General features: G+C 33.8%; 18 protein-coding genes. 17 read left to right on the top strand and 1 reads right to left on the bottom strand.

Going from position 1 to position 21,719, the window contains the following annotated elements; all coding sequences use genetic code 11:
• The first annotated feature begins 133 nt into the window (after positions 1-133).
• The 14 genes from WBG07_RS09290 (at position 134) to moeB (ending at position 19,532) form a co-directional block, all read left to right on the top strand.
• A complete protein-coding gene (locus WBG07_RS09290) occupies positions 134-2,014 on the top strand; it encodes a CRTAC1 family protein (RefSeq protein WP_340200612.1) in 1,881 nt (626 codons plus the stop codon).
• A 40-nt stretch (positions 2,015-2,054) separates the two neighbouring features.
• Entirely contained in the window at positions 2,055-3,029 is a 975-nt protein-coding gene (locus WBG07_RS09285; RefSeq protein WP_340200610.1) for a hypothetical protein, read from the top strand.
• A 24-nt stretch (positions 3,030-3,053) separates the two neighbouring features.
• Complete coding sequence (locus WBG07_RS09280; protein WP_340200608.1) at positions 3,054-4,055, top strand: DUF1702 family protein; 1,002 nt, start codon at positions 3,054-3,056, stop codon at positions 4,053-4,055.
• Between the two features lie 251 nt (positions 4,056-4,306).
• Positions 4,307-9,859, top strand: a complete 5,553-nt coding sequence (locus tag WBG07_RS09275; RefSeq protein ID WP_340200606.1) for an SDR family NAD(P)-dependent oxidoreductase — start codon at positions 4,307-4,309, stop codon at positions 9,857-9,859.
• 20 nt (positions 9,860-9,879) lie between these two features.
• Positions 9,880-10,344: an acyl-CoA thioesterase gene (locus tag WBG07_RS09270; RefSeq protein ID WP_340200604.1), complete on the top strand. Its 465-nt coding sequence runs from the start codon at positions 9,880-9,882 to the stop codon at positions 10,342-10,344.
• A gap of 383 nt (positions 10,345-10,727) precedes the next feature.
• Entirely contained in the window at positions 10,728-11,459 is a 732-nt protein-coding gene (locus WBG07_RS09265; protein WP_340200602.1) for an ABC transporter ATP-binding protein, read from the top strand.
• Between the two features lie 2 nt (positions 11,460-11,461).
• Positions 11,462-12,712 carry an ABC transporter permease gene (locus tag WBG07_RS09260; protein ID WP_340200600.1) on the top strand — a complete coding sequence of 417 codons (1,251 nt, stop codon included), beginning with the start codon at positions 11,462-11,464 and terminating at the stop codon, positions 12,710-12,712.
• 17 nt (positions 12,713-12,729) lie between these two features.
• Positions 12,730-13,014 (top strand): MoaD/ThiS family protein, encoded by a 285-nt coding sequence (locus WBG07_RS09255; RefSeq protein ID WP_340200598.1) that lies wholly within the window; start codon positions 12,730-12,732, stop codon positions 13,012-13,014.
• A 16-nt stretch (positions 13,015-13,030) separates the two neighbouring features.
• Positions 13,031-13,492 carry a hypothetical protein gene (locus tag WBG07_RS09250; RefSeq protein WP_340200596.1) on the top strand — a complete coding sequence of 154 codons (462 nt, stop codon included), beginning with the start codon at positions 13,031-13,033 and terminating at the stop codon, positions 13,490-13,492.
• A 62-nt stretch (positions 13,493-13,554) separates the two neighbouring features.
• Positions 13,555-14,325: an outer membrane lipoprotein-sorting protein gene (locus WBG07_RS09245; protein WP_340200595.1), complete on the top strand. Its 771-nt coding sequence runs from the start codon at positions 13,555-13,557 to the stop codon at positions 14,323-14,325.
• A 66-nt stretch (positions 14,326-14,391) separates the two neighbouring features.
• Positions 14,392-15,702 carry a hypothetical protein gene (locus WBG07_RS09240; RefSeq protein WP_340200592.1) on the top strand — a complete coding sequence of 437 codons (1,311 nt, stop codon included), beginning with the start codon at positions 14,392-14,394 and terminating at the stop codon, positions 15,700-15,702.
• Between the two features lie 238 nt (positions 15,703-15,940).
• Positions 15,941-17,083, top strand: coding sequence for a hypothetical protein (locus tag WBG07_RS09235; protein WP_340200590.1), 1,143 nt, complete (start codon positions 15,941-15,943; stop codon positions 17,081-17,083).
• 131 nt (positions 17,084-17,214) lie between these two features.
• Positions 17,215-18,357 carry a hypothetical protein gene (locus tag WBG07_RS09230; protein ID WP_340200588.1) on the top strand — a complete coding sequence of 381 codons (1,143 nt, stop codon included), beginning with the start codon at positions 17,215-17,217 and terminating at the stop codon, positions 18,355-18,357.
• Positions 18,358-18,359: 2 nt separating this feature from the next.
• Positions 18,360-19,532 carry a molybdopterin-synthase adenylyltransferase MoeB gene (gene moeB, locus WBG07_RS09225; RefSeq protein WP_340200586.1) on the top strand — a complete coding sequence of 391 codons (1,173 nt, stop codon included), beginning with the start codon at positions 18,360-18,362 and terminating at the stop codon, positions 19,530-19,532.
• 61 nt (positions 19,533-19,593) lie between these two features.
• Here the strand turns inward: moeB and WBG07_RS09220 are convergent, their stop codons facing one another.
• The gene (locus tag WBG07_RS09220; RefSeq protein WP_340200583.1) at positions 19,594-20,106 is read right to left on the bottom strand and encodes a DUF456 domain-containing protein; all 513 of its coding nucleotides are present in this window, start codon (positions 20,104-20,106) and stop codon (positions 19,594-19,596) included.
• Positions 20,107-20,286: 180 nt separating this feature from the next.
• On the opposite strand from WBG07_RS09220, the gene WBG07_RS09215 reads away from it, so the two are divergent.
• From WBG07_RS09215 to WBG07_RS09205, 3 genes are all read left to right on the top strand, one after another.
• Positions 20,287-20,766 (top strand): hypothetical protein, encoded by a 480-nt coding sequence (locus WBG07_RS09215; protein ID WP_340200581.1) that lies wholly within the window; start codon positions 20,287-20,289, stop codon positions 20,764-20,766.
• A gap of 72 nt (positions 20,767-20,838) precedes the next feature.
• Positions 20,839-21,252, top strand: a complete 414-nt coding sequence (gene parS, locus WBG07_RS09210; RefSeq protein ID WP_340200579.1) for a type II RES/Xre toxin-antitoxin system antitoxin — start codon at positions 20,839-20,841, stop codon at positions 21,250-21,252.
• Positions 21,249-21,710: an RES family NAD+ phosphorylase gene (locus WBG07_RS09205; protein ID WP_340200577.1), complete on the top strand. Its 462-nt coding sequence runs from the start codon at positions 21,249-21,251 to the stop codon at positions 21,708-21,710. The genes parS and WBG07_RS09205 overlap by 4 nt, the downstream gene beginning before the upstream one ends.
• The last annotated feature ends 9 nt before the right edge of the window (positions 21,711-21,719 follow it).

The following is a 21,719-nucleotide window of genomic DNA, read 5'->3' as shown; positions in this document are numbered from 1 at the left end:
TCCTATCTATAAATTAAGTATTAAAATTTGATAAAAAGGCTCGTAAAAATTTATGTAGCCAAGTATTCTAGATAAAAAAATATCAAACCTAATTGATATTAGAACAAACACTAACTTTTTTAAACTATTAATCATGAAACAGGCACCAAGAATTGTATCGATTCTTATTCTAATTATTATCTATGCATTCACAATTCCATCAGACATTAGTTTGACTGAACGTGAAGAACTTGCCAAAGAGTTCGCTTTTGAAAGAAGTATATTGTATTATCCCAAAGGGCTTACTTCAAAAGTAGTAAGAGACGTACATCCACAATACAAAGATATATCTACATGGATATCTTCAGTAGGCGCAGCGGTTGCAATTACTGACTTTGATGGAGATAACTTACCCAATGATATTGTACATGTGGATCCAAGATTTGATAAGGTTTTTGTATCTCCGGCAACAGGTACTGGAAATAGGTTTATGCCTTTTGAGCTGGAAGTTTCACAACTCCCATTTAACACCAAAACTATGGCTGCTACGGGTGTTTTAACAAATGATTTTAATGCCGATGGGAAAATGGACTTCTTGGTGTACTATTTAGGAAGAACGCCTGTTATTTTCTATCAAAAAGAAAATGGTTTTGAAGAAGCAGAACTTATTGAAGGTGAAAAATGGAATACAACAACAGCTACTATTGCAGACCTTGATGGAGATGGATATCCTGATATTTTGATAGGAAATTATTTTCCAGATGAGTCTAAACTTTTAGAGGCTGATGCTACAGACACAGATCAGATCATGCAACATTCAATGTCTCGTGGAGATAACGGAGGACGCAATAGAATTTTCCTTTGGTCTGGACTCAAAAATGGAAAAGTAGTATTTAAAGAAGATACTACTTGGTCTGATGACTTGCCTTATCCTTATGATTGGACACTTGCAGTAGCAGCAGGAGATATTAATAATGATCTTTTACCAGAAATTTATGTGGCTAACGATTTTGGGCCGGATAAACTTCTATTGAATCAATCTACTCCAGGAAACTTGAAATTTACGGAATTGAAAGGAAGAAAAGGCTTTACTACCACAAGATCAAACGTAATAGGTTTAGATAGTTTTAAAGGAATGGGAGTTGATTTTGGAGACATCAATGGAGACGGTTTAATGGATATATATGTAAGTAATATTGCAGATGATTGGGCATTGCATGAAAGTCACTTTGTTTTTGTAAATACTGGTGAAACAGATGTTATAAATAAAGGAATCGCACCATTTGAGAACAAAAGTGAAGTCTTAGGTCTTTCAAGAAGTTCTTGGGCTTGGGAAGCAAAACTAATTGATTTCAATAATGACGGTGTTAAAGAGGCTATTCAAGGAACAGGTTTTGTAAAAGGTGATGTTGATAGATGGCCAGAATTACAGGAATTAGCCACTTCAAATGATGAGGTTTTAACAAATGTAAAATTTTGGCCAAAATTAGTGCCAGGCGATGACGTTTCAGGGGATTCACATATTCCATTCTTTGTAAAACATTCCACTGGAAAATATTATGATCTTGCTGCGAATCTGGGACTAGACGATGCACAAATCACAAGAGGAATTGCAATTTCGGATATTGACCACGATGGAAAACTAGACTTTGTATCGGCCAATCAGTGGGAAGATTCTAAGCTTTATAAAAATACAGGAGTAAATCCTAATTCATTTCTAGGTCTTTCTATAAGATTCCCAATAGATAAAGAAGCTACTTCAAAAGTTTTGGTAGACTCAAAAATTCCTGGAAGATATGCGCTAGGAGCATTTGCCAAATTAACACTTAAAGATGGAACCAAACAAATAGCCTTTGTAGATGGGGGTAATGGACACGCAGGAGGAAGTAGCAGTGATATTCATTTTGGTTTGGGTAAACATTCTAAACTAGAAGATATAAAGGTGACACTTTCTTGGAGAGATGGAAATGGAGATTTACAAGAAGAAGAATTAAGTCTTAAACCAGGATGGCATGATATCATACTTCCTTTATAAATTAAATAAACAAACCAATTAATACTAAAACTTACAAACAATGAAAAAAACAGATAAAAGGATACCCGCACTTCTTAGGTTTGCAGCGGCTATCACCGCTTTAAATATTGCAGGTCATTTCTATTTAGGATTTGAGCAATCTTATGCCCATGCTATTATAGCACTTATTACAGGTTATAGTGTAGAATTAACGATTGAATCGGTAAAGGCTTTTGTAGATAAGAGAAAGCCAGCATTTATGACGGGGGGCACAGTAGGTTTCTTCACTTTTTTGCTTCCAGCACACATTAGTTCCCTGGCAGTATCCATGTTGATTTTTGCAAATGTTAATTTGATGCCAGTAGTTTTTGGAGTAGCAGCAGCGTTGCTTTCTAAAACTATATTTAGAGTTAATATGAAGGGAAGATCTAAGCATTTTTTGAATCCTTCTAACACCGGAATTGCATTAACATTTCTCGCTTTTCCTTGGGTTGGCTCTGCACCACCTTATCAGTTTACAGAAAGTGTTTCCGGTATAGGTGATTGGATTTTGGTAGTGATTTTTGTTACTCTAGGATCTTTTCTAAATGCAAAATATACCAAAAAGATGCCTTTGATATTTGCTTGGTTAGGCGGTTTTCTTCTTCAGGCAATTGTGAGAACAAACCTTATGGATACAGCTACCATAGCAGCAATAGGCCCTATGACAGGAGTAGCTTTCTTATTATTTACATTTTATATGGTAAGTGATCCATCTACAACTCCAATGAAGTTTAAGAATCAAATTTATTTTGGTTTAGCAGTAGCCTTTGCTTATGGAGCCTTAATGGCATTGCATGTTGTTTTTGGATTGTTCTTTGCGCTAGCTTCAGTTTGTACCGCAAGAGGTATTTATTTCTGGATATTAGACATTACTTCTAAGAAACAAGAAGAAGATATTTTAAATCCTATACTTCAGACAGAGTTGATTCCAGATATGAGTGTAGTAGATTATAAAGAACCTGTAATTACACAACCAGAATTGGTAGAACGTTAAAATGAATTTAAAAAATAAAAAATAATGAGCAAGCTAAATATAATTAGAAGAATGCTTTTTGCATTACCGCTATCTGAAGCAAATTTTAAGCTTAGAGGTTTTGAAAAAGATTCACCAGCACAAGCAAGACTTGAATTGGTAGCCAAAACAGTAGTGAGTGGATATAATACTGCACTGGAAACTGGACTATCTGATGACTTAACAACTAATACAGAAACGATCAAGAAAGAATTAGTTGGTTTTTTTAATGAAGGAATTGGAATGGGGTTATACACATTAGATGTATTCTCTCCTTTTAATAGAGATAGATTCTGGAGATTTATAAAAGGAAAAGGAAAAAATCATGAATACATGTCCTATATAGGTGCTGGTATCGCTAGCGGTGTATTTTTCAATCTTCCATTTGAAAAGTTTGCAGAAAAAGCAGACCCTACTAGTGGGTTACTTATTTTAAATGGCTTAGGTTTTTATTATGCGTATTTTAAACCTAAAAAGACCTTAAAAAATATGTATATGCCTAAAAGTGTAAAAAAGGATCCATTCTATATTGAATGTTATGATAATGGTATAGGTAGAGCACTTTGGTTTTATAATGGAGGCGTACCGTCTAGTATCGCTAAAACAATATCCAACTTCCCGAAAGAAAGACAAGGAGCAATTTGGTCTGGGGTTGGATTAGCAGCAACCTACGCAGGTGGTGTTTCTGAACTTAAGATTAAAGAGTTGCAACAATTGGCAGGTAGCCTAAGTCATATGCTAGGAGAAGGCTCTATATTGGCTTGCCATACAAGAGATATAGCTGGAAATCCACATGCATCAGATTCTACAGAACGAATTCTTACCGGAAGAAGTGTTAAAGAGTGTAATCTTTTTGCTGCCATCACCAAAGAAAATCTAAATGGGAAAAGATATATAAACGGAAAACATTCACTTCTGGTATTCATGGAAAACATCCGGGAATGGGTTCGTGAAAATCATGAGACGGCCAATGTAAATTCACATCATCTTCAAGAGGTGGTAAGATAAGACTTGGCCAGAGCAATGGTATAGTAATGGCAACCTAGCAGACATCTTATTTCAATAAACTCACTCAAATACAATTCATTAAAAACTAAAATTGTGTGGTTAGCTATTTGAGTAGTAACTACTTTTTCAATGATGTAGACAAGCTAAAAGGATAAGAGTAGTATTTAAACTTCAAGCTTTTACACGTAGAAGCAAGCACTGTAATTCTCCAATTTTTGGAGATACATTAACCAACTTAATAAAAAATCATTATGACTAATAAAGGAATAGCCATCGTAGGCTTGGATTGCCGGTATCCGGGAGCAAACAATCCGGAGCAATACTGGGAAAATATACTCTCTTTGCGTCAACAGTTCAGAAGAATGCCCGACAAGAGATTGAATCTTGACTACTACTTTTCTGAAGATAAATCTAATATAGATTATACCTATTCAAAAAAGGCTTCCGTCTTACAAGGCTATAATTTTGACAGAATAAAATACAAGGTTTCTAAATCAACTTTTGAGCAAACAGATATGGCGCATTGGTTAGCTTTAGACGTAGCTTATGGCGCATTAAAAGATGCTGGTTTTGAAAACGGCGAAGGCCTTAATAAAGAAAGAACAGGGGTTATCTTAGGAAATTCTCTGAATGGAGAATTCACAAGGGCTAATATTATGAGATTAAGATGGCCTTATGTTTTTAAGGTCTTAGAATCTACGTTAGGGGCAATGAATTATAGTAGGGATGAAATCACTAAGATTTTGACAGGTACCGAGAAAGTTTATAAAGAACCTTTCCCTAAGCCAACAGCCGACACACTGGCAGGTGGTTTGAGTAATACTATTGCCGGAAGAATTTGTAATTATTTTGATTTTAACGGAGGCGGTTTTACTGTAGATGGCGCATGTTCATCTTCTTTATTAGCATTTGTAAATGGATGTAATTCTATTGTTAATAATGAGTTAGATGTTGCCTTAGTTGGGGGTATTGATTTAAGTATAGATCCCTTTGAGGTTATTGGGTTTGCGAGAAATGGAGCTTTGGCTGCTACTGAAATGGAAGTCTACAGTAAAAAATCTTCTGGATTTTGGCCTGGAGAAGGATGTGGAGTAGTCGTTTTAATGAATGAAGAAGAAGCTATTGAAAGAGGTGTTAATATATATGGTGTAATACGAGGTTGGGGTATTTCTTCAGATGGAAACGGGGGAGTTACAAGACCTAAACCAGAAACCCAACAAATGGCATTTGAGAGAGCTTATCAACGCGCAGGCTACGATATTGGTTCTATTGCAATGTTTGAAGGTCATGGTACTGGAACCGCACTCGGAGATGAAGTAGAATTAAAAGCTTTAGCAGGTGCCCTTAAAAAAAATAACAAGGCAGGAAATCCAGCAATTTTAGGTTCCGTAAAACATCTTATAGGGCATACAAAGGCTGCTGCTGGGGTTGCGGGATTGATTAAGGTATGTCTTTCTCTTAAATCAAGAGTTATACCAGCTTCTTTAAAACCTTCTGGGCTTCATGATGTACTTGAAAATAATAGCGATATTTTACAGCTGGCAAAACAGCCAATAGCTTATAACAAGGAAGAGGCAATGAGAGCATCAGTATCTTCTATGGGGTTTGGTGGCATTAATGTACATCTTACTTTAGAAGAAGCTGCTACCACTAAGAAGCATTGTAAAATCAACAAGAAAATCAAAAAATATTCAGAATCTGTTAGGGATTGCGAAGTTTTTCCAATAAGTGCTCTTAGTAAAGAGATGTTCCTTAAAAAGATTGATAGATTACAAGAACTGGCGAAAGATATTTCAAGAGCAGAATTCATTGATTTATCAGCCACAATTTCCCAACATCATGCTAAACATGGAAAATGGAATTGTTCTATAGTTGCATCAACTCCAGATGAATTGTTAGATAATCTAAATCTACTAAAAGAAGTCGTAGATGAAGATAAAAAGCGTTTTATTGAAACGGAAAAAGGAATATTTTTTGATAGCGAAGGAGAAACCAAACCAATAGGATTTTTATTTCCTGGTCAAGGAGCTCCTATATATCAAAATTTAGGTGCTTTTGATAATATATGTAAAGATATACTTGAGACAAAAACGGAAGAATTTAATTATGAAGGTGAAGTAGCTGACACATCAGTTGCACAACCTGCTATAGTACAAAGATCTTTACAATCTGTAGAGCTTTTAGATTATTATGGAATTAATGCTGTAGGCGCTGTTGGACATAGTCTTGGTGAAATCGCAGCGTTAAGCTGGGCAGGAGTTTATGACGATAAAACCGCTGGAGAATTGGCGAGGTCAAGAGGAGAAGCAATGTCTGCTCATGGGGAGTCAGGAGGAGCAATGCTAGCACTGCATTGTGATCTTCGTACAGTAGAAAATTTAATCTATAACTATAATGTAAACATAACTGGTTATAACGGAAAAAATAGCTTTGTAGTTGGAGGTAAAGAAAACGAGATTAATGCAGTACAAGAATTGGCTTTTGATAAAGACATTCATAACGTAAAATTAAAAGTTTCTCATGCCTTTCATACGCCTCTAATGAAAAATGCCGCATTAGAGTTCAAGAAACAATTAGATAAGTTTGATTACAACACAATAAATAAAAATGTTTTCTCAACAGTTTTTGGTAATGCAGTAAGTAAAAAAGTAAATTTTAAAGAACATCTTTATCGTCAGATAGAACAGCCTGTAAAATTTACGCAGGCAATAGATGAATTAACTAAGAAAGCAAAAGTGCTTATTGAATTAGGCCCAGGTAAGGCACTGTCAAAATCGCTTAGAGATTATGACGATTTGGAAGTGATATCACTCAATTTTGGAGCAGATTCATTAAGAGACTTTTTAAACGTACTATCCATAGCCTATATCTCGGGTAGTGATGTAGCTTTTGAAGAGCTTAATGGTAGTAGATTTTTTAGAGAAATAGATGTAGAAGAATGGAAGTTGGACGTGCTAGAAAATCCTTGTGAAAAAACAGATCACAAAAGCACTATCATAAGATCAATTATTGAAGCTGCACCTACAGTTGAAGAAGCTAATCAAACCGTAGTAGAAGAGGAACAGGATTTAAGAACAATTTCAAATGTAGATGGAGTTACAGAACAACTCAAAAATTTGATTAGTGTAAAGACAGAGTTGCCGTTGGAAGCTATTAATGCAGACGATAGAATTATGTCTCAATTGCACCTTAATTCATTAGCAATTACAGAGATTATTTCTATTGCAACCAAACAATTCAATAAAAGTCATAAAGTATTTTCTGCGGCGTCTATTAAAGCCAATGCAGATGGAACCATTCAAGAAATTAGTGCTTTAATTTTTGATGGAGAGTCTGGAGGTTCAACAGAAAAAGCAAAAGATACAGTAGACTTTGAATCTTTACCAAATTGGACAAATGGTTTTAAAAGGATAAACTCTGCAAGTAAACCTCTCAATATTACTATTGATAACGGTGAAGGAGATATTAAATTTTTTGGAAATACGGGGCTTGAAAAATCTTTTGAGCATTCAGTTAATACTAATGAAATAAAAGCAGGCTCTGGAAACGTCTTTGTTTATAAATCTTCTCAGGCAGCAGAAGTTCTAGACACTTTTGTTGATTGGCTTAAATCTGACACTATAAGAAATGGAAGGTTTGCTATGTTAGTTGAAATTTCAGAAGAAAAAGGAACAGGAGATTTGAGACCTGTGTTCAGATCATTCCATCAAGAACAACCAGATGTAGCCGCGAGATATCTTCAGTTACATGAAAACCTTGAATCAACTGTTGATCACTTACTAAATGAGATCAAATCTATTTCAAGTTATAAAGAAATCATTTATGATTCATTGGGTAATAGGTTTGAGTCTGAATATGAGCTCTACCTCCCTAAATCCAAAAATTTAAAAGAAGCGCTTTCCGAATCGGATGTTATATTGGCAACTGGGGGAGGAAAAGGAATCACTTTTGAATCTGTAAGAGAGCTTTCTAATATTACTGGAGCAAGCATTGCAATTTTGGGTAGATCTAAACCTGAAAAAGATGAAATGCTAGCTGAAAATCTTAGGCTTTTAGAAATAGAGAACATAAACTTTAAATATTACAGTACAGATGTTTGTGATGAAACCGCTGTTAAGAAGACTATAGATAAGACAATTAAAGATCTTGGTAAGATTACCATGTTAATGCATGGAGCTGGTTTAAACAATCCAAAAAGACTAGAATTATTAACTTCAGAAGATTTTAAACGCACAGAGAGTGTGAAGGTAGGGGGATTAAAAAATGTGCTTAATGCTATAAACCTTACAGATTTAAAATACTTGATTGGGTATGGTTCTATAATTGCAGAAAGTGGAATGCAGGGTAATGCAGATTATGCCTGGGCAAATGATCAATTGGCAAGATTGATAGAAGCTACCGGAGCAGAAAATGATCATTGCAAATGCTTCACGCTAGAATGGTCTGTTTGGGATGAAACAGGTATGGGCGTATCTCTTAATAGTATTGATAGTCTTAAACAGCAAGGAGTATGGCCTATTCCTGTGAAGAATGGATTAGAAATATTAAAAGCAACCATAAGTGATCCAGATTTTAATGAAAAAAGATTAGTGGTTTCCGGAAGATTTGGAAACATTCCAACACTTATTTATAAAAAGGAAAAATTACCACTAGGAAGATTTGTTTCCAAAGTGAAGAATTATGTTCCTGGTGTTGAAATAATTTCTGAAGTTCATATTAATCTAAATGATGATATCTATCTTAAGAATCATGTTTTCCAAGGTCAGTATGTATTCCCAACAGTCATGATACTAGAAGGAATGGCGCAACTATTGGAAGCGCTAACAGGTATTAAAGGAGAGTGTGTGAATTTTGAAAATCTTCAAATAAACAAATCAATATTTGTACCTGAGAATGATACAAATATCGTTCGGTTTATAGTCACTAGAACTTCAGATACAGCATTTAAAGCAATAGTTCAAAGTGAAGATTCAAACTTTGAAGTAAGTTGCTTTGAAGCAGAGCTGTTAATTAATAGTTCAATAGATGCTACTATAGATGCTACTTTTGCGAATGATGAGGCTTCGTTGTCTTTGGAAGTAGGAACCAAGTTCTACGATGATCTTCTTTTTCATCATGGTCCTTTTAGAAGAATAAATGGATTTAAGAAAATAGATGCTTTAAGTTCTTTGGCAGCTGCCAACTCTTCTTTAAAGGATGAATGGTTTGGTAATTATTTGCCAGCGATACTATCGTTAGGAGATCCTGGTTTGAATGATGCTGCTATTCACTGTCATCAAGCGTGTAGACCTGGATTTAATTTACTACCCACAAGTGCAAGCAGTATCAAAATTAATTCGGCAAAAGTTGAAGGACCATTATTCATTCATACTGTTGAACTTAGAGAAGTTGAGAATGAAACAGTTATTAATGTATACATTTTTAACGAAAAAGGAGAAATCAAACAATACTGGAAGGAGTTAGTGCTTACTAAAGTTTCTGGTACTGCCTTCTCTGGTGAATGGGATCTTAATTTATTGGCTCCGTACATAGAATATCAATTATTTACTTTGACAGGAGACAAATCTATTAAGTTCACCAAAAAACAATGCGAAGATCTTGTTGAGAATGCATCTGGAGATACCCATCTAGGTACTTTTGATTTGAATGGATTTTCTATTATTCTTAAAAGAGAGGCTTCAAGCGCTATGGAAAACCATAGTATGCACGAAGCAATATATCACAATTCGCAATTGCATATTTCTGGACTCAAGGATACTTATGTTTTAGAAATAGCTCAACTTTCTGCGGTAGCGGATAAATAACAATTAAAATATTTTTTACTATGCCTATGATCAAAACGCCGGAAGGCGCTTATTTTGAGTACCGTTTTATTACCACTTTTGAAGAAACAAATCTGGTAGGAAATATTTACTTTGCCAACTACGTAGTTTGGCAAGGTAAATGCCGGGAAATGTTTATTCACGAGTATTGCCCAGATGTAGTAGATGCTATTAATGATGGACTCGGATTGATAACATTGGATTTGAGTGCCCAATACGTATCTCAACTCTTTGCTTTTGATAAGGTCGTTATGAGAATGTCTTTAGAAGCACAAAGTTCAAGTAGACTCATGATGAATTTTCAATATTACAAAGACGAGGGAAATGGAAGCTTAACACTTGTTTGCAAAGGACATCAGGCCACTGCGGCAATGCGTGAAGAAAATGGCATGATGGTGCCAGTTCATTTTCCAGATTCAATGCTGGCTGCACTTGAAGAATATAAAGCACTTGCAGCCACGGTGTAGGTATAAATAGCAAATTACCTTTAATTGAAATTTCGATTTATTACTGCAATTGCTTTTCTGAAAATTGAAAAGAATCTGATCACTTTAAAAGAATCAAATTTCTTTTTTTGGTAGGCTGGTTTAATGTTTTTTATGGATAAAAACGAATCTATTCTAAAAGAATACCGATGATTCGTAACAGATATTCCTATTAAATTAGAGGTATAAATGTAAATTATTTCATAAAAAATAAAATAAACTAGTTTACTATGTGGATAAGATAAAAATTATGATAGAAAGCTAATTTTCTTCGTTATTTAACAAAGAAAAAAGAGCATTTCAGTATCTTACATACTGAAATGTAGTCGCAGAATAAATTGATTAATAACTAGAGATACTTAATTATGATTCAAACAGAAATAGAAGAAAAAGAAGTTCTTGCAAGTACAAAGAAGGTTCTTTTAGAGTTCAAGAAGGTAGAAAAGACATATACGCTTGGCAGTCAAAAAATAAAGGCATTGAGAGGAATTAGTCTTTCAATTAATACAGGAGAATTTCTTGCAATAGCTGGACCTTCTGGCAGTGGTAAAAGTACTTTTTTAAACCTAGCCACCCTTATAGATAAACCTTCTGCGGGGAGTATACAGTATGATGGTGTGAATGTTCACAGCTTCTCGGACAATAAAATTACCAAATTTCGTAATGAAAAAATAGGTATTGTTTTTCAAAATTATAATTTGATACCGGTAATGAGTGCTGCAGAGAATGTAGCTTTTGCGTTGCAAGTACAGCGAAAGATTAAGAATAAAGAAAGTATTCAAAAAGCTAAAGAAATTTTGAATGAAGTTGGATTAGGAGGGCATCTAAACCATAGACCTGGTAATTTAAGTGGTGGGCAAAGACAGCGAGTTGCTATTGCAAGAGCATTAGTCACAAGTCCTGAAATCGTAATCGCAGATGAGCCAACAGCAGCATTGGATACTAAAACGGGTATGGGTATTATAGAACTCATGAGAGAATTAAATCAAAAAATGAACACCACCTTTATTTTTTCCACCCATGATCCAAGAGTCATAGACAGCGTAAACTATGTTATCAACATAGAAGACGGATTAATAAAAAATAACCAAAACTAATCATGAATTATTTACAACTGGCATTAAGAAATATTAAACGGCACGGTAATCGTTCAGTAGTAACAATATTAACCATTTGTTTAGGGTTTACTGCTTTGGGAGTCATAGGAGGTGTTGTTACTAATATATTTTCAAGACTTAAGCAACAGGCCATTATTGTTGAAAAATTAGGACACTTAACTTTTGCACAGGAAGGTTATTTTGAGAATAACAAAATGGAACCTGAAAAATATTTATGGAACAAGAAACAACTTGATGAAATTCTAGAAGTAATAAAGAATGATCCAGAAGTTGAATTAGCTACACCACGATTAAGTTTATTTGGTATTGCTAGTAACGGTAAGGCATCTACTATTTTTATTACAGAAGGAGTTATTCCTGAGGATGATGAGAAACTAATGAATACGCCAGTAGATGGAAGGACAAAACCAACTACTGCAATCTCTATAAGCACAGGGAATAAAGTTACAACAGAAGTAGCTATTGGTTCTGAACTTTCTCAAAATTTAGGGCTGGGAAAAGGAGAATATTTTACCCTATTAACAACTACAAAAGACGGAATGGCTAATGCAGTAGATACGGATATTATAGACGTATACAATACTGGTAACCCAGCTACAAACGACAAATTTGTATTGACGAATTTTAACTTGGCACAAGAATTGTATGATACAGATGGAGCGCAGAGAATAGTAGTAACGGTAAAAGATGATAAGAAGCTAGACGAAGTAAAAACAAGATTGCTGGCCTCACTTAAAGCAAAAGGACATGATCTTGAAGCTAAAGACTGGGAAGAATTATCGCTTTTTTATGGTAGAGTAACTAAAATGTTTGGTATAATATTCAGAGTGTTAATGGCGATTATAAGCGTAGTAGTATTACTTACTCTTTTAAATACCATGCAAATGGCAGTTTCAGAAAGAACAAGAGAGATTGGAACAATGAGAGCTATAGGAATGTTACGTAAGAAGGTAATTTTTATTTTCTGTATTGAAGGACTGGTAATGGCGTTTTTAGGTTGCTTAGTGGCTGTTCCTATTTTACTGGGTATTTCTGGACTTTTGCAGGCTCTTGACGTTTCGTTTATACCTCCTGTAGGTTCGGCTCCAGTGCCTATAACTTTAATATTTAAACCATTTAATATAATATTAGTTACAGTACTTTTTTCTATTGCAGCACTGGTATCTTCTTATACGGTATCTAGACGCATTTCAAGACAACCTGTAGTAGATTCATTACTCAAAATTAATTAAACAAAACAATTATAATTATGAAAACAACCAACGTATCATTGAAATTTCCAACTCAATTTTCCAAATATATCAACAATGTTAAGCAGCTTAATTTTGAGGGTAATTCATTCTCAGATCTTGTTAATGAATTAGATGCCACTTATGGTAATGTTAGCGAAAGACTTTTTGAAAGTGATGGAGAGGTACGCCCGTACATAAATATTTTTATAGGAAAGAAAAATATTGAATCTCTAAACGGTCTGGACTCTACCATTAATGATGGAGATCAAATTTCATTATTATTATCAAGAGCAGGGGGCTAATTAATAAAGAAATTAAATGTTCAAAATTGTATTAATAAACATGCATGTAATTGCAGCAATAGTCTGGGTAGGATCCGTTTTTATGGGAACATTTATTGACTGGCCAGCTGCAAGGGCAAGCGTTAAAAAAGGAACGTTTCCCTTTCAATTTATAATTGGACAAGGACGTCGTGTTTTCTATAGTGTATATACTGGTATTGGAATTCTATGGTTTTCAGGAATTGGACTCGTAATCATTTCACCGCCAACAGATACATTTAAGACCGTTCTTATTGTAATAAAAATCGTGAGTCTCTTGTTTATGACCGGTTTTACGTTGTATGGAACTTTTTTTACCTGGCCTAAAATGCAATTGGCTACACACGAAGAAGCGTTCAGGCATTATAAATTTTATATGTATAGAGCTGTAGGTACTTTTTCGTTTGGGATTATCGCTTCTTTGGCAGGATTATGGCTTCGTCATATAGGATTGCTATGACGATTAGCATTGTCAAAACATAAGAAGAAAGCAATCATAAAAACAAATTTTAAAAATAGATCATGATAAATAAGTTTATAGAAAGATCGTTTATCCTAATTTTCTTCATTACAGTATTAGTATCCTGGAAACCGGTACCGCCGCCAGATATGAGTGAAGTACTTAAAGTAGCAGATTTTTATCGAGGGGGGCAAGTGCCTGGAGTGATGTGGGATCTTAATGTTCAAAATATAGAAAAGGGTAGTTTGAAAAACGAAATTTCCTTAATGGTAGAAGCCACATCAGATGACGATAATCAATTCGTGCTCATCACTTTTCTCAAACCTAGAAAATATGTAGGTCAAAAATTGCTAGTAAGAGATAATAGTATGTGGTTTATGAGAAAAGGTCTTAGAAGCCCTGTGCCCATTTCTAGTAGACAGAGACTTACTGGATCAGCTTCAAATGCAGATGTTTCTACAGCAAATTATTACAAAGATTATGCTATCATAGAATCAATTTCTGGTACACATGAGGGAAAAGAGTGTTGGGTTTTGACACTAGAAGCGAAAACAAATTTGGTTAGTTATCCTAAAATAAAATATTGGATCACCAAAGATGGAAATTTTGGGATTTATGCAAAATATTTTGGTAAATCTGAAAAACTTATAAAAGAAGCTTCATTTTCTTATAAAAATAAAGTGGTGTTTCAAAAAAAGGAATATTCTTATATATCCAACATAGTCATTGTTGACAAAATAAACAAAGAAGATAAAACAGTTTTAAATATAGAGCCTGCGCAATTTGTGAATTTTAATAATTCTAAATTTCAAAAGGACAGGTTACTTGACTAGATGAAAGTTTTAAAATTTACCTTAGCAGTTAGCGTCTTTCTTTTCGTACAAAATAGCTTTGGGCAATTGACGTCAGAACTCATAGAGAATGAAAAGGATGAAATTTACCAAAGTAGTAAAGATACAGTTAAACAGCCTTCGTCTTTCACAAAAATTCTAGACAATGTAAGATGGTCTTTAGACTTACTAGCTTTTGCAAGGCAATCAGAATTTGCTGAAGAAGCTGGTACATTAAATCCGGAAAATCGTATTGCAAGACTAAGTCGTTATGACGGAGGATTTTATATTCGTCCTGAATTTAAATACACCAATAAAAATTTTGGAATCTGGATAAAACCTAGAGTAAACCTAGATATAGTAGATAATACAAGCAATCAATCAGGCGAAGATGATTTTGAGGCAGAATTCTTTTTTCAAGAATTGAAATTAAGATGGTATATCAATCAATCTTCTTATTTGATAGCAGGAAGATACTTGAAAAATATTGGTTCTTCTGTGTTTATTAATCCCAGTAATCCCTTTTTCATAGATCCAGGGAGATTAAATCCTAAATTTGAAATTAGGCCTATGGATTTTGTAGAGTATAATTACTCAAAGAATAGTTGGTCTTTCTCAGCAATGGTAAATTTCCATGAGGGACAAACGCCTATATTTCAAGAACCATTTTTTGAGTTTAAAAGACGTTATGCGCTCTTTGCAGAGTATTATGGAGACTCAGATAATTTGGGTGCAATCTTATCTATGGATGAAGATGAGCGTGTACATTTTGGGTATTATGGACAAAAAAATGTTAGTGAGGCTGTGGTAGCTTGGATAGATGGATCTGTAGAATATAACCCTAATAGATTTTATCCTGTAACGGGCAATAGTACAGGTCTTATCGCATATGATATGGTAAATGGGCCAGATAATGAAAAAGTGTTTTTTACAGCATTAGCAGGTGCATCCTATACCTTTAAAATTGGGCCTACACTGCAATTGGAATATTACTATAATGGAAAAGGATATGATGATGAAGAATTTGACCTTTTTCAAGAAGTAATTGCTTCATCAGTAGATTATAACTTTGGAGTTACAAGAGTACTTTCTGATCGAAATCTTGGGCGTGGAATCAATACTGGGATGCCTTATATAAGAAGACATTATATTTTTTCTCAGTTAGGGCAAAATGATGTGTTTGATCAATTAAATTTCAATTTTAGATATTTTTATGCTTTAGATGATAATAGCAGTCAATTCTCTTCTTTAATAGAATGGAATGTAACACCAGAGCTAGAATTACATTCAGTTATTCTCAAGAATTTTGGAAAACGGGCTTCAGATTTTAATAGATTTCTGGACCATCAAATTATGGTAGGATTACTTTATAAGTTTTAATATTTATGGAAATGATGTTCTAACATCTTTATAGTGAAATATAACATTTAGCTAAATCTCCATAGAAGTATGGATAAGTAATCTAAAAATTCTTTTGGTAGTTTGTTAACCATTGAATTCGTTCTATTCAAAATCAAACTAAAATATAGATAAGGTCCTGTAGCTTTCTTAAATGGCTGCTAATGTTCCATTTTTAATTATGTACATCTTTATTAATATTTAAATTATCATTTCGATTATGAAACCAATAATTCGTTTAAAACAAGTTGTGTTTGTAGTACTAAGTGTTTTTTTATTTATAAACTGTGAGCAGGAAACAGAAGATCAAGAACCGCTGTTTTTTTTAAGTGAAATTCGGCCAGCATTTTTTGAAAATCTAAATTTTGAATCACCAGAAGTAGTTGGGAATATTGTAACATTTAGAACGCAATTAGCAACTACATATGAAAGTCTTGAGGAAGCATATCTGAATCAGGAATATAAAAGTGAAAGTGATTTAGAATACATGCGTCTGGCAGGAATGTATTATTCTTTTTATCTGTTAGCATTAGGAGGTAATTATAACGATGAATACTTAACTTTTAAAAACATCATGGGTAATCCTGAAATAGGATATTATTCAGGTTTATCTTCTTCTACTCCTGATTTTGAACAAAAAGAGTTGGAAGCAATGATGGCAGAGGCAGTCAGAGTGAGCAAATTAGCTTATCAGATTAACGGGTATAATGATAAAGCCTATGGTTTTCATGTATCTATTAAACAAGTGGAAGGAAGATTGAAAAATAGGGGCATGGCTAATGATGCGGAAACTCAAGATCAAGCAATTGATTATGTGGGAGTTCAATTGGTAAATTTTGATTTACTTCCAGACTGGAATGTTTTAATGGCTATGGTAACATTTACAAATTATGCAGATAGTCTCAATACATTTAAAAACCCGAGAATGAATGATGTTCTTTTCAACGTCAATGCTAGATTGGTTCCTGGTTTATTGCCAGATTTAGGAGGGTTATATCCCGAAATTTTGGGTCCATTATATCGATTTGATTTGAATCTAAAAAAAATAGATTGGTATATTCAGACTACAGAAGAATTTACAATGGAACAAATACTAGAGTTAGATACATATATAGAAACACTGGAAGGTGCTACTAATTTCATAGAAAAGGAAAGAAGTGAGATCCTTAAAAGCTGGGATGCTCTTTACACTTTTGAAATGAGAAAAGAAAAACTTATGGAAGTAAAACAATATAGTGCACAACTTAAAGAAGGAAGAACAAACATTCAAAAACCAGCATTAGAAACATTTATTAATTCCAACGAATTTAAAAAAGCATATCAATGCTATTCATGTCATAAACCAACCGGATTAATTAATTAATTTTTTAAAACTTAGATTCCCCTATTCATACAAATCGGATTAAAAATAGATAAGTTCTAGTAGCTTTTTAAATGGTTGTAAGTATTCTATTTTTAGTGATATACATTTATTAATACTAAATTATTTCGATTATGAAAACAATAAACCGTTTAAAACGAATAGGGTTTATAATACTAAGCATTTTTCTATTTATAAACTGCGAGAACGAAACAGAAGATCAAGAACCGCTGTTTTTTTTAAGTGAAATTCGGCCAGCATTTTTTGAAAATCTAAATTTTGAATCACCAGAGGTAGTTGGAAATATTGTAGAATTTAGAAGCCAACTGGCAAATACATATCAAAATCTTGAAGAAGGATACCTAAATGATGAATATACAAGTGAAAGTGATTTAGAATACATGCGTCTGGCAGGAATGTATTATTCATTTTATATGTTAGCGCTTGGAGGCGCACACAACGATCAATATCTTACTTTTAAAGATATTATGGGAAATCCTGACACGGGATATTATTCGGGTTTGGCTTCTTCCACCCCAGATTTTGAGCAAAAAGAATTGGAAGCTATGATGGCAGAGGCGGCTAGAGTAAGCGAATTAGCCTATCAGATTAATCGATATAATGACAAAGCTTTTGGGTTTTATATATCAATTAAGCAAGTAGAAGGAAGACTTAAAAATAGAGGTTTAGCAAATGATCCTGAAATTCACAATAAGGTGATTGACTATGTAGGAGTTCAACTGGTAGATTTTGATTTACTTCCAGACTGGAATGTTTTAATGTCTATGGTTGCACTCACTAATTATAAAGATAGCCTCAATACGTTTAAGAACCCTAGAATGAATGAATTACTCTTGAATGTAAATGCAAGGTTAGTTCCAGGGGCTTTACCACCTTTGGGCGGATTGTATCCGGAGATTTTTGGTCCCTTGTATCGATTTGATTTGAATCTGAAAAAGATGGATTGGTATATTCAAACTACAGAAGAATTTAGAACTGCGGAAATAGAAGAATTAGATACATATATAGAGACACTTGAAGGTGCTAGTAATTTTATAGAAACAGAACGAAGCGATATTCTTCAAAGTTGGGATGATCTTTACACCTTTGAAATGAGAAAAGAAAAACTCATGGAAATAAAACAATATAGTGAACAACTTAAAGAAGGAAGAACAAACATTCAAAAACCAGCATTAGAAACATTTATCAATTCAAAAGATTTTAAAAGAGCATATCAATGCTATTCATGTCATAAACCAACCGGATTAAACAATTAATTATGTTAGTAGAAGTAAACAATTATCTAAACAAATTACGGGAGTCTGTAGAAGAAGTTTCTGTAACGCAAGCTTATGAATTACAGCAAAAAGATGTTCGTCTTATCGATATCAGAGAAAAAGATGAAACAAAAAGTGGATGTCCTAAAGAAGCAATTTTGCTGCCTAAAGGAATGTTGGAAATGCAGGTAGATCAATTTGTAGGCGACAGTGAAGATCCTATTTTACTTATATGTGCATCAGGCAGAAGATCACTTGTTGCAGCAGATTGTCTGCAACAAATGGGATATCGCAAGGTGTTTTCCGTTAAAGGAGGCTTTAACGAATGGAAACGTAGCGGTTTGCCTTTTGAAACTCCTCAAGTTTTAAAAGAGAAAGATCAGGAAAGATATAAAAGACATCTCTTAATTCCTGAAGTAGGTGAAAAAGGACAGCTTAAATTACTTAAAAGCCGTGCTTTAATAGTAGGTGCTGGTGGTATAGGTTCTCCAGTTGCCTGGTATTTAGCGGCTGCAGGAGTAGGAACTATTGGTATTATTGATAATGATATAGTGGATAGCACAAACTTGCAAAGACAAATTTTGCATACGGAGGCAAGTGTTGGTACCTCAAAAGTAGCCTCTGCAAAAGCAAGATTGGAGGCATTAAATTCAGGGATTACCGTTAATACCTACGATGAAATGCTTACAAAGGAAAATGTAGAGCGTATCATGCAGGATTACGATATTATTTTAGATGGTACAGATAATTTTAATACTAGATATCTAATCAATGATGCGTGTGTAAAATTAGGGCTGCCAAACGTACATGGTTCTGTGTTTCGTTTTGAAGGACAAGTAGCTACTTTTTGGCCAGATTCTGAAAAAGAAAATAGTCCTTGTTATCGTTGTGTATACCCATCACCACCACCACCTGAATTAGCACCATCTTGTGCAGAAGCAGGTGTTTTAGGAGTTTTACCAGGAATGGTAGGTCTCATGTGTGCAACAGAAGCAATTAAAATTTTAGCCGGTTTTGGTGAATTATTAGTGGGTAAACTCCTTAAGTATGACGCATTAAATTGGGAGTTTGACATGTTTGATATCGATAAAAAAGAAAATTGTGCATATTGCGGTTGCTCAGGTAAAGAGCATTATCCAGAATATATCGATTATGAAGCGGCATGTGCCTTATAATTCTAATTACACTTTAACTATTTTTGAAGCCCTTTTTTAAAGGGCTTTTTTTATGTAAAATTTAGAATGATAATAAAGAAAGCACAGGGTCTCTATACTCCCAAATTTTGAAAAAGAAAAGCCCAAAGTAAATAGTGGAAACAATGAATTTAATGAAAGTGGAAGTCATAAAACCTAGAAAAGATCCAAAAGCAGCTTTTATTGCAACACCGGTATCTGCCTTATTAATAAGTTCTCCAATAAAAGCTCCTAAAAACGCACCTATTAGAATACCAAAAGGAATAGGAGTAAAAAAACCAACAATTAACCCTATAGAAGTGCCTATCATTCCAGCTTTGCTTCCTCCAAAACGTTTGGTTCCCATAGCAGGAATTATATAGTCTAATACAAAAATAATTAAGGCAATAATAAATGTAATTCCCAGAAACCACCAATTTATAGGGATAATAGAAGTGAGATGAATCATAAGAAGGCCTACCCAACTTAATGGTGGGCCAGGCAGGGCAGGCAAAAAACTACCTAGCAAACCAAGAAAAACGAAGGAAAAGCCCAAAACAATGAGAAATAAATCCATTTTTTTTATTAAGTCAGACGAAGTTAATCAAAGTTTGTTACACCTGCTTTATTTACTGTTTGGTTTTAATATCTTTACCAACATTCCAAATCTTAGAATAAAAGCTTTGTCTATTTAAATTTATAACGTTTATTGTATCTTGTATAAATGCAAAGATGTAAGGTTTTAATTCTTTTTGTTTTGCTGCTCTCATTACAGAGTTGTGAATCTTTTTTACAGCGAAATTTTCCATCCGCAGATGAAATAGCCTCCGAAAGAATAGATACAATTAATTGGAATAGGGTAGATCGTTTTCCTTTATTTGAAAGCTGTGATGAGATGGCTAATAAAGAATCTCAAAAGGATTGTTTTGAAATTACTTTTTCAGATCATATTATGAAAGCTTTTGAAGCAGAGAATATTGTGGTGAAAAGAGAAATTAATGATACTGTAATTTTAGAATTAAAAGTAGATCATGAGGGAATAGTATCTATTTTGAATATTGAACAAAGCAGATTAGTACAACAAGAAATTCCCACACTACACGATCATTTTAGCACATCTCTAAAAAAACTTCCAAAAATTTTCCCAGCTTTAAAGAATGCAGCTTCCAAAAATACTACGCAGACTGTACCTGTAGGGATGCGATTTAGGTTGCCAGTGGTTATTCATGTAGAATAAAAGTAGAGACATCTATGGTAAACTCAATTAAATTGTGTATTTTTACATAGTGACATATGTAATTTTACCTATATGGAAGCTTTTACACTTACAGATTTTGTAGACGGCAATAGTAGCTCTCCACAAACTAAATTAAAAATTATTCATGCTTCAAGAAGTGGTGTAAGTCGCTCAGATCTTAAAAAATTTAGTTTGCGAGTAGCACTTCCTATTACTAAAATTTCAGAAATTGTACCCGCATCATATTCTACATTAGCAAAGAAAAACCATTATGATAAAGAAGTAAGTGAGCGCCTTTTTGAGATAGCAGAAGTGTATTCAAAAGGTTTTGAAGTCTTTGGAGATGAAAAAAAGTTTACCAGATGGCTTAATAAATGTAACATTGCTATTGGCGGTACAACCCCCTTTTCATTGCTTGATACCAGCTATGGGGTACAATTAGTTCTCAATGAAATAGAGCGTATAGATTACGGTATTTTTGCATGATTGTTTATAGAATAGACAGAATTAAAAGAAAACATGAATTACTTTCTGGTATTGGTGCCGAAAAAGTAGGAGGTAGGTGGAATAAAATTGGAACTAGAGCTGTATACACTTCTCAAAATATTTCTTTAGCCTATTTAGAAGTTGTAATGCATCTGGATATTACAGAAGATCTTCCTAATGATCGGATTATTGCACATATAGAAATACCCGATGATATAAAAATTATAGAAGAAAAAAAACTTCCAGCAAATTGGAATAGTTTCCCATATAATAATGATACCCAAGAAATTTTCACTAAGTTTTGTAAAGATTCAAAAGCTGCAGTGCTTAAAGTGCCTTCTGCAATTGTAAGACCAGAGGCAAATTATATTATCAATCCGTTGCATTTAGACGCTACTCTAATTAAAGTAGTAAAAACAGAACGTTTTACTTTTGACAGCAGGCTTAAAGAATCATAAATCTTCATT

The sequence above is a fragment of the Ascidiimonas meishanensis genome (assembly GCF_037782385.1).
Classification (GTDB): domain Bacteria; phylum Bacteroidota; class Bacteroidia; order Flavobacteriales; family Flavobacteriaceae; genus Ascidiimonas; species Ascidiimonas meishanensis.
This window is presented reverse-complemented; position numbering and strand designations above follow the sequence as displayed.

Coding starts and splice junctions, on each gene's coding strand:
- WBG07_RS09290 (WP_340200612.1), top strand. CDS start 134: ATGAAACAGGCACCAAGAATTGTATCGATTCTTATTCTAATTATTATC.
- WBG07_RS09285 (WP_340200610.1), top strand. CDS start 2,055: ATGAAAAAAACAGATAAAAGGATACCCGCACTTCTTAGGTTTGCAGCG.
- WBG07_RS09280 (WP_340200608.1), top strand. CDS start 3,054: ATGAGCAAGCTAAATATAATTAGAAGAATGCTTTTTGCATTACCGCTA.
- WBG07_RS09275 (WP_340200606.1), top strand. CDS start 4,307: ATGACTAATAAAGGAATAGCCATCGTAGGCTTGGATTGCCGGTATCCG.
- WBG07_RS09270 (WP_340200604.1), top strand. CDS start 9,880: ATGCCTATGATCAAAACGCCGGAAGGCGCTTATTTTGAGTACCGTTTT.
- WBG07_RS09265 (WP_340200602.1), top strand. CDS start 10,728: ATGATTCAAACAGAAATAGAAGAAAAAGAAGTTCTTGCAAGTACAAAG.
- WBG07_RS09260 (WP_340200600.1), top strand. CDS start 11,462: ATGAATTATTTACAACTGGCATTAAGAAATATTAAACGGCACGGTAAT.
- WBG07_RS09255 (WP_340200598.1), top strand. CDS start 12,730: ATGAAAACAACCAACGTATCATTGAAATTTCCAACTCAATTTTCCAAA.
- WBG07_RS09250 (WP_340200596.1), top strand. CDS start 13,031: ATGTTCAAAATTGTATTAATAAACATGCATGTAATTGCAGCAATAGTC.
- WBG07_RS09245 (WP_340200595.1), top strand. CDS start 13,555: ATGATAAATAAGTTTATAGAAAGATCGTTTATCCTAATTTTCTTCATT.
- WBG07_RS09235 (WP_340200590.1), top strand. CDS start 15,941: ATGAAACCAATAATTCGTTTAAAACAAGTTGTGTTTGTAGTACTAAGT.
- WBG07_RS09230 (WP_340200588.1), top strand. CDS start 17,215: ATGAAAACAATAAACCGTTTAAAACGAATAGGGTTTATAATACTAAGC.
- moeB (WP_340200586.1), top strand. CDS start 18,360: ATGTTAGTAGAAGTAAACAATTATCTAAACAAATTACGGGAGTCTGTA.
- WBG07_RS09220 (WP_340200583.1), bottom strand. CDS start 20,106: ATGGATTTATTTCTCATTGTTTTGGGCTTTTCCTTCGTTTTTCTTGGT.
- parS (WP_340200579.1), top strand. CDS start 20,839: ATGGAAGCTTTTACACTTACAGATTTTGTAGACGGCAATAGTAGCTCT.
- WBG07_RS09205 (WP_340200577.1), top strand. CDS start 21,249: ATGATTGTTTATAGAATAGACAGAATTAAAAGAAAACATGAATTACTT.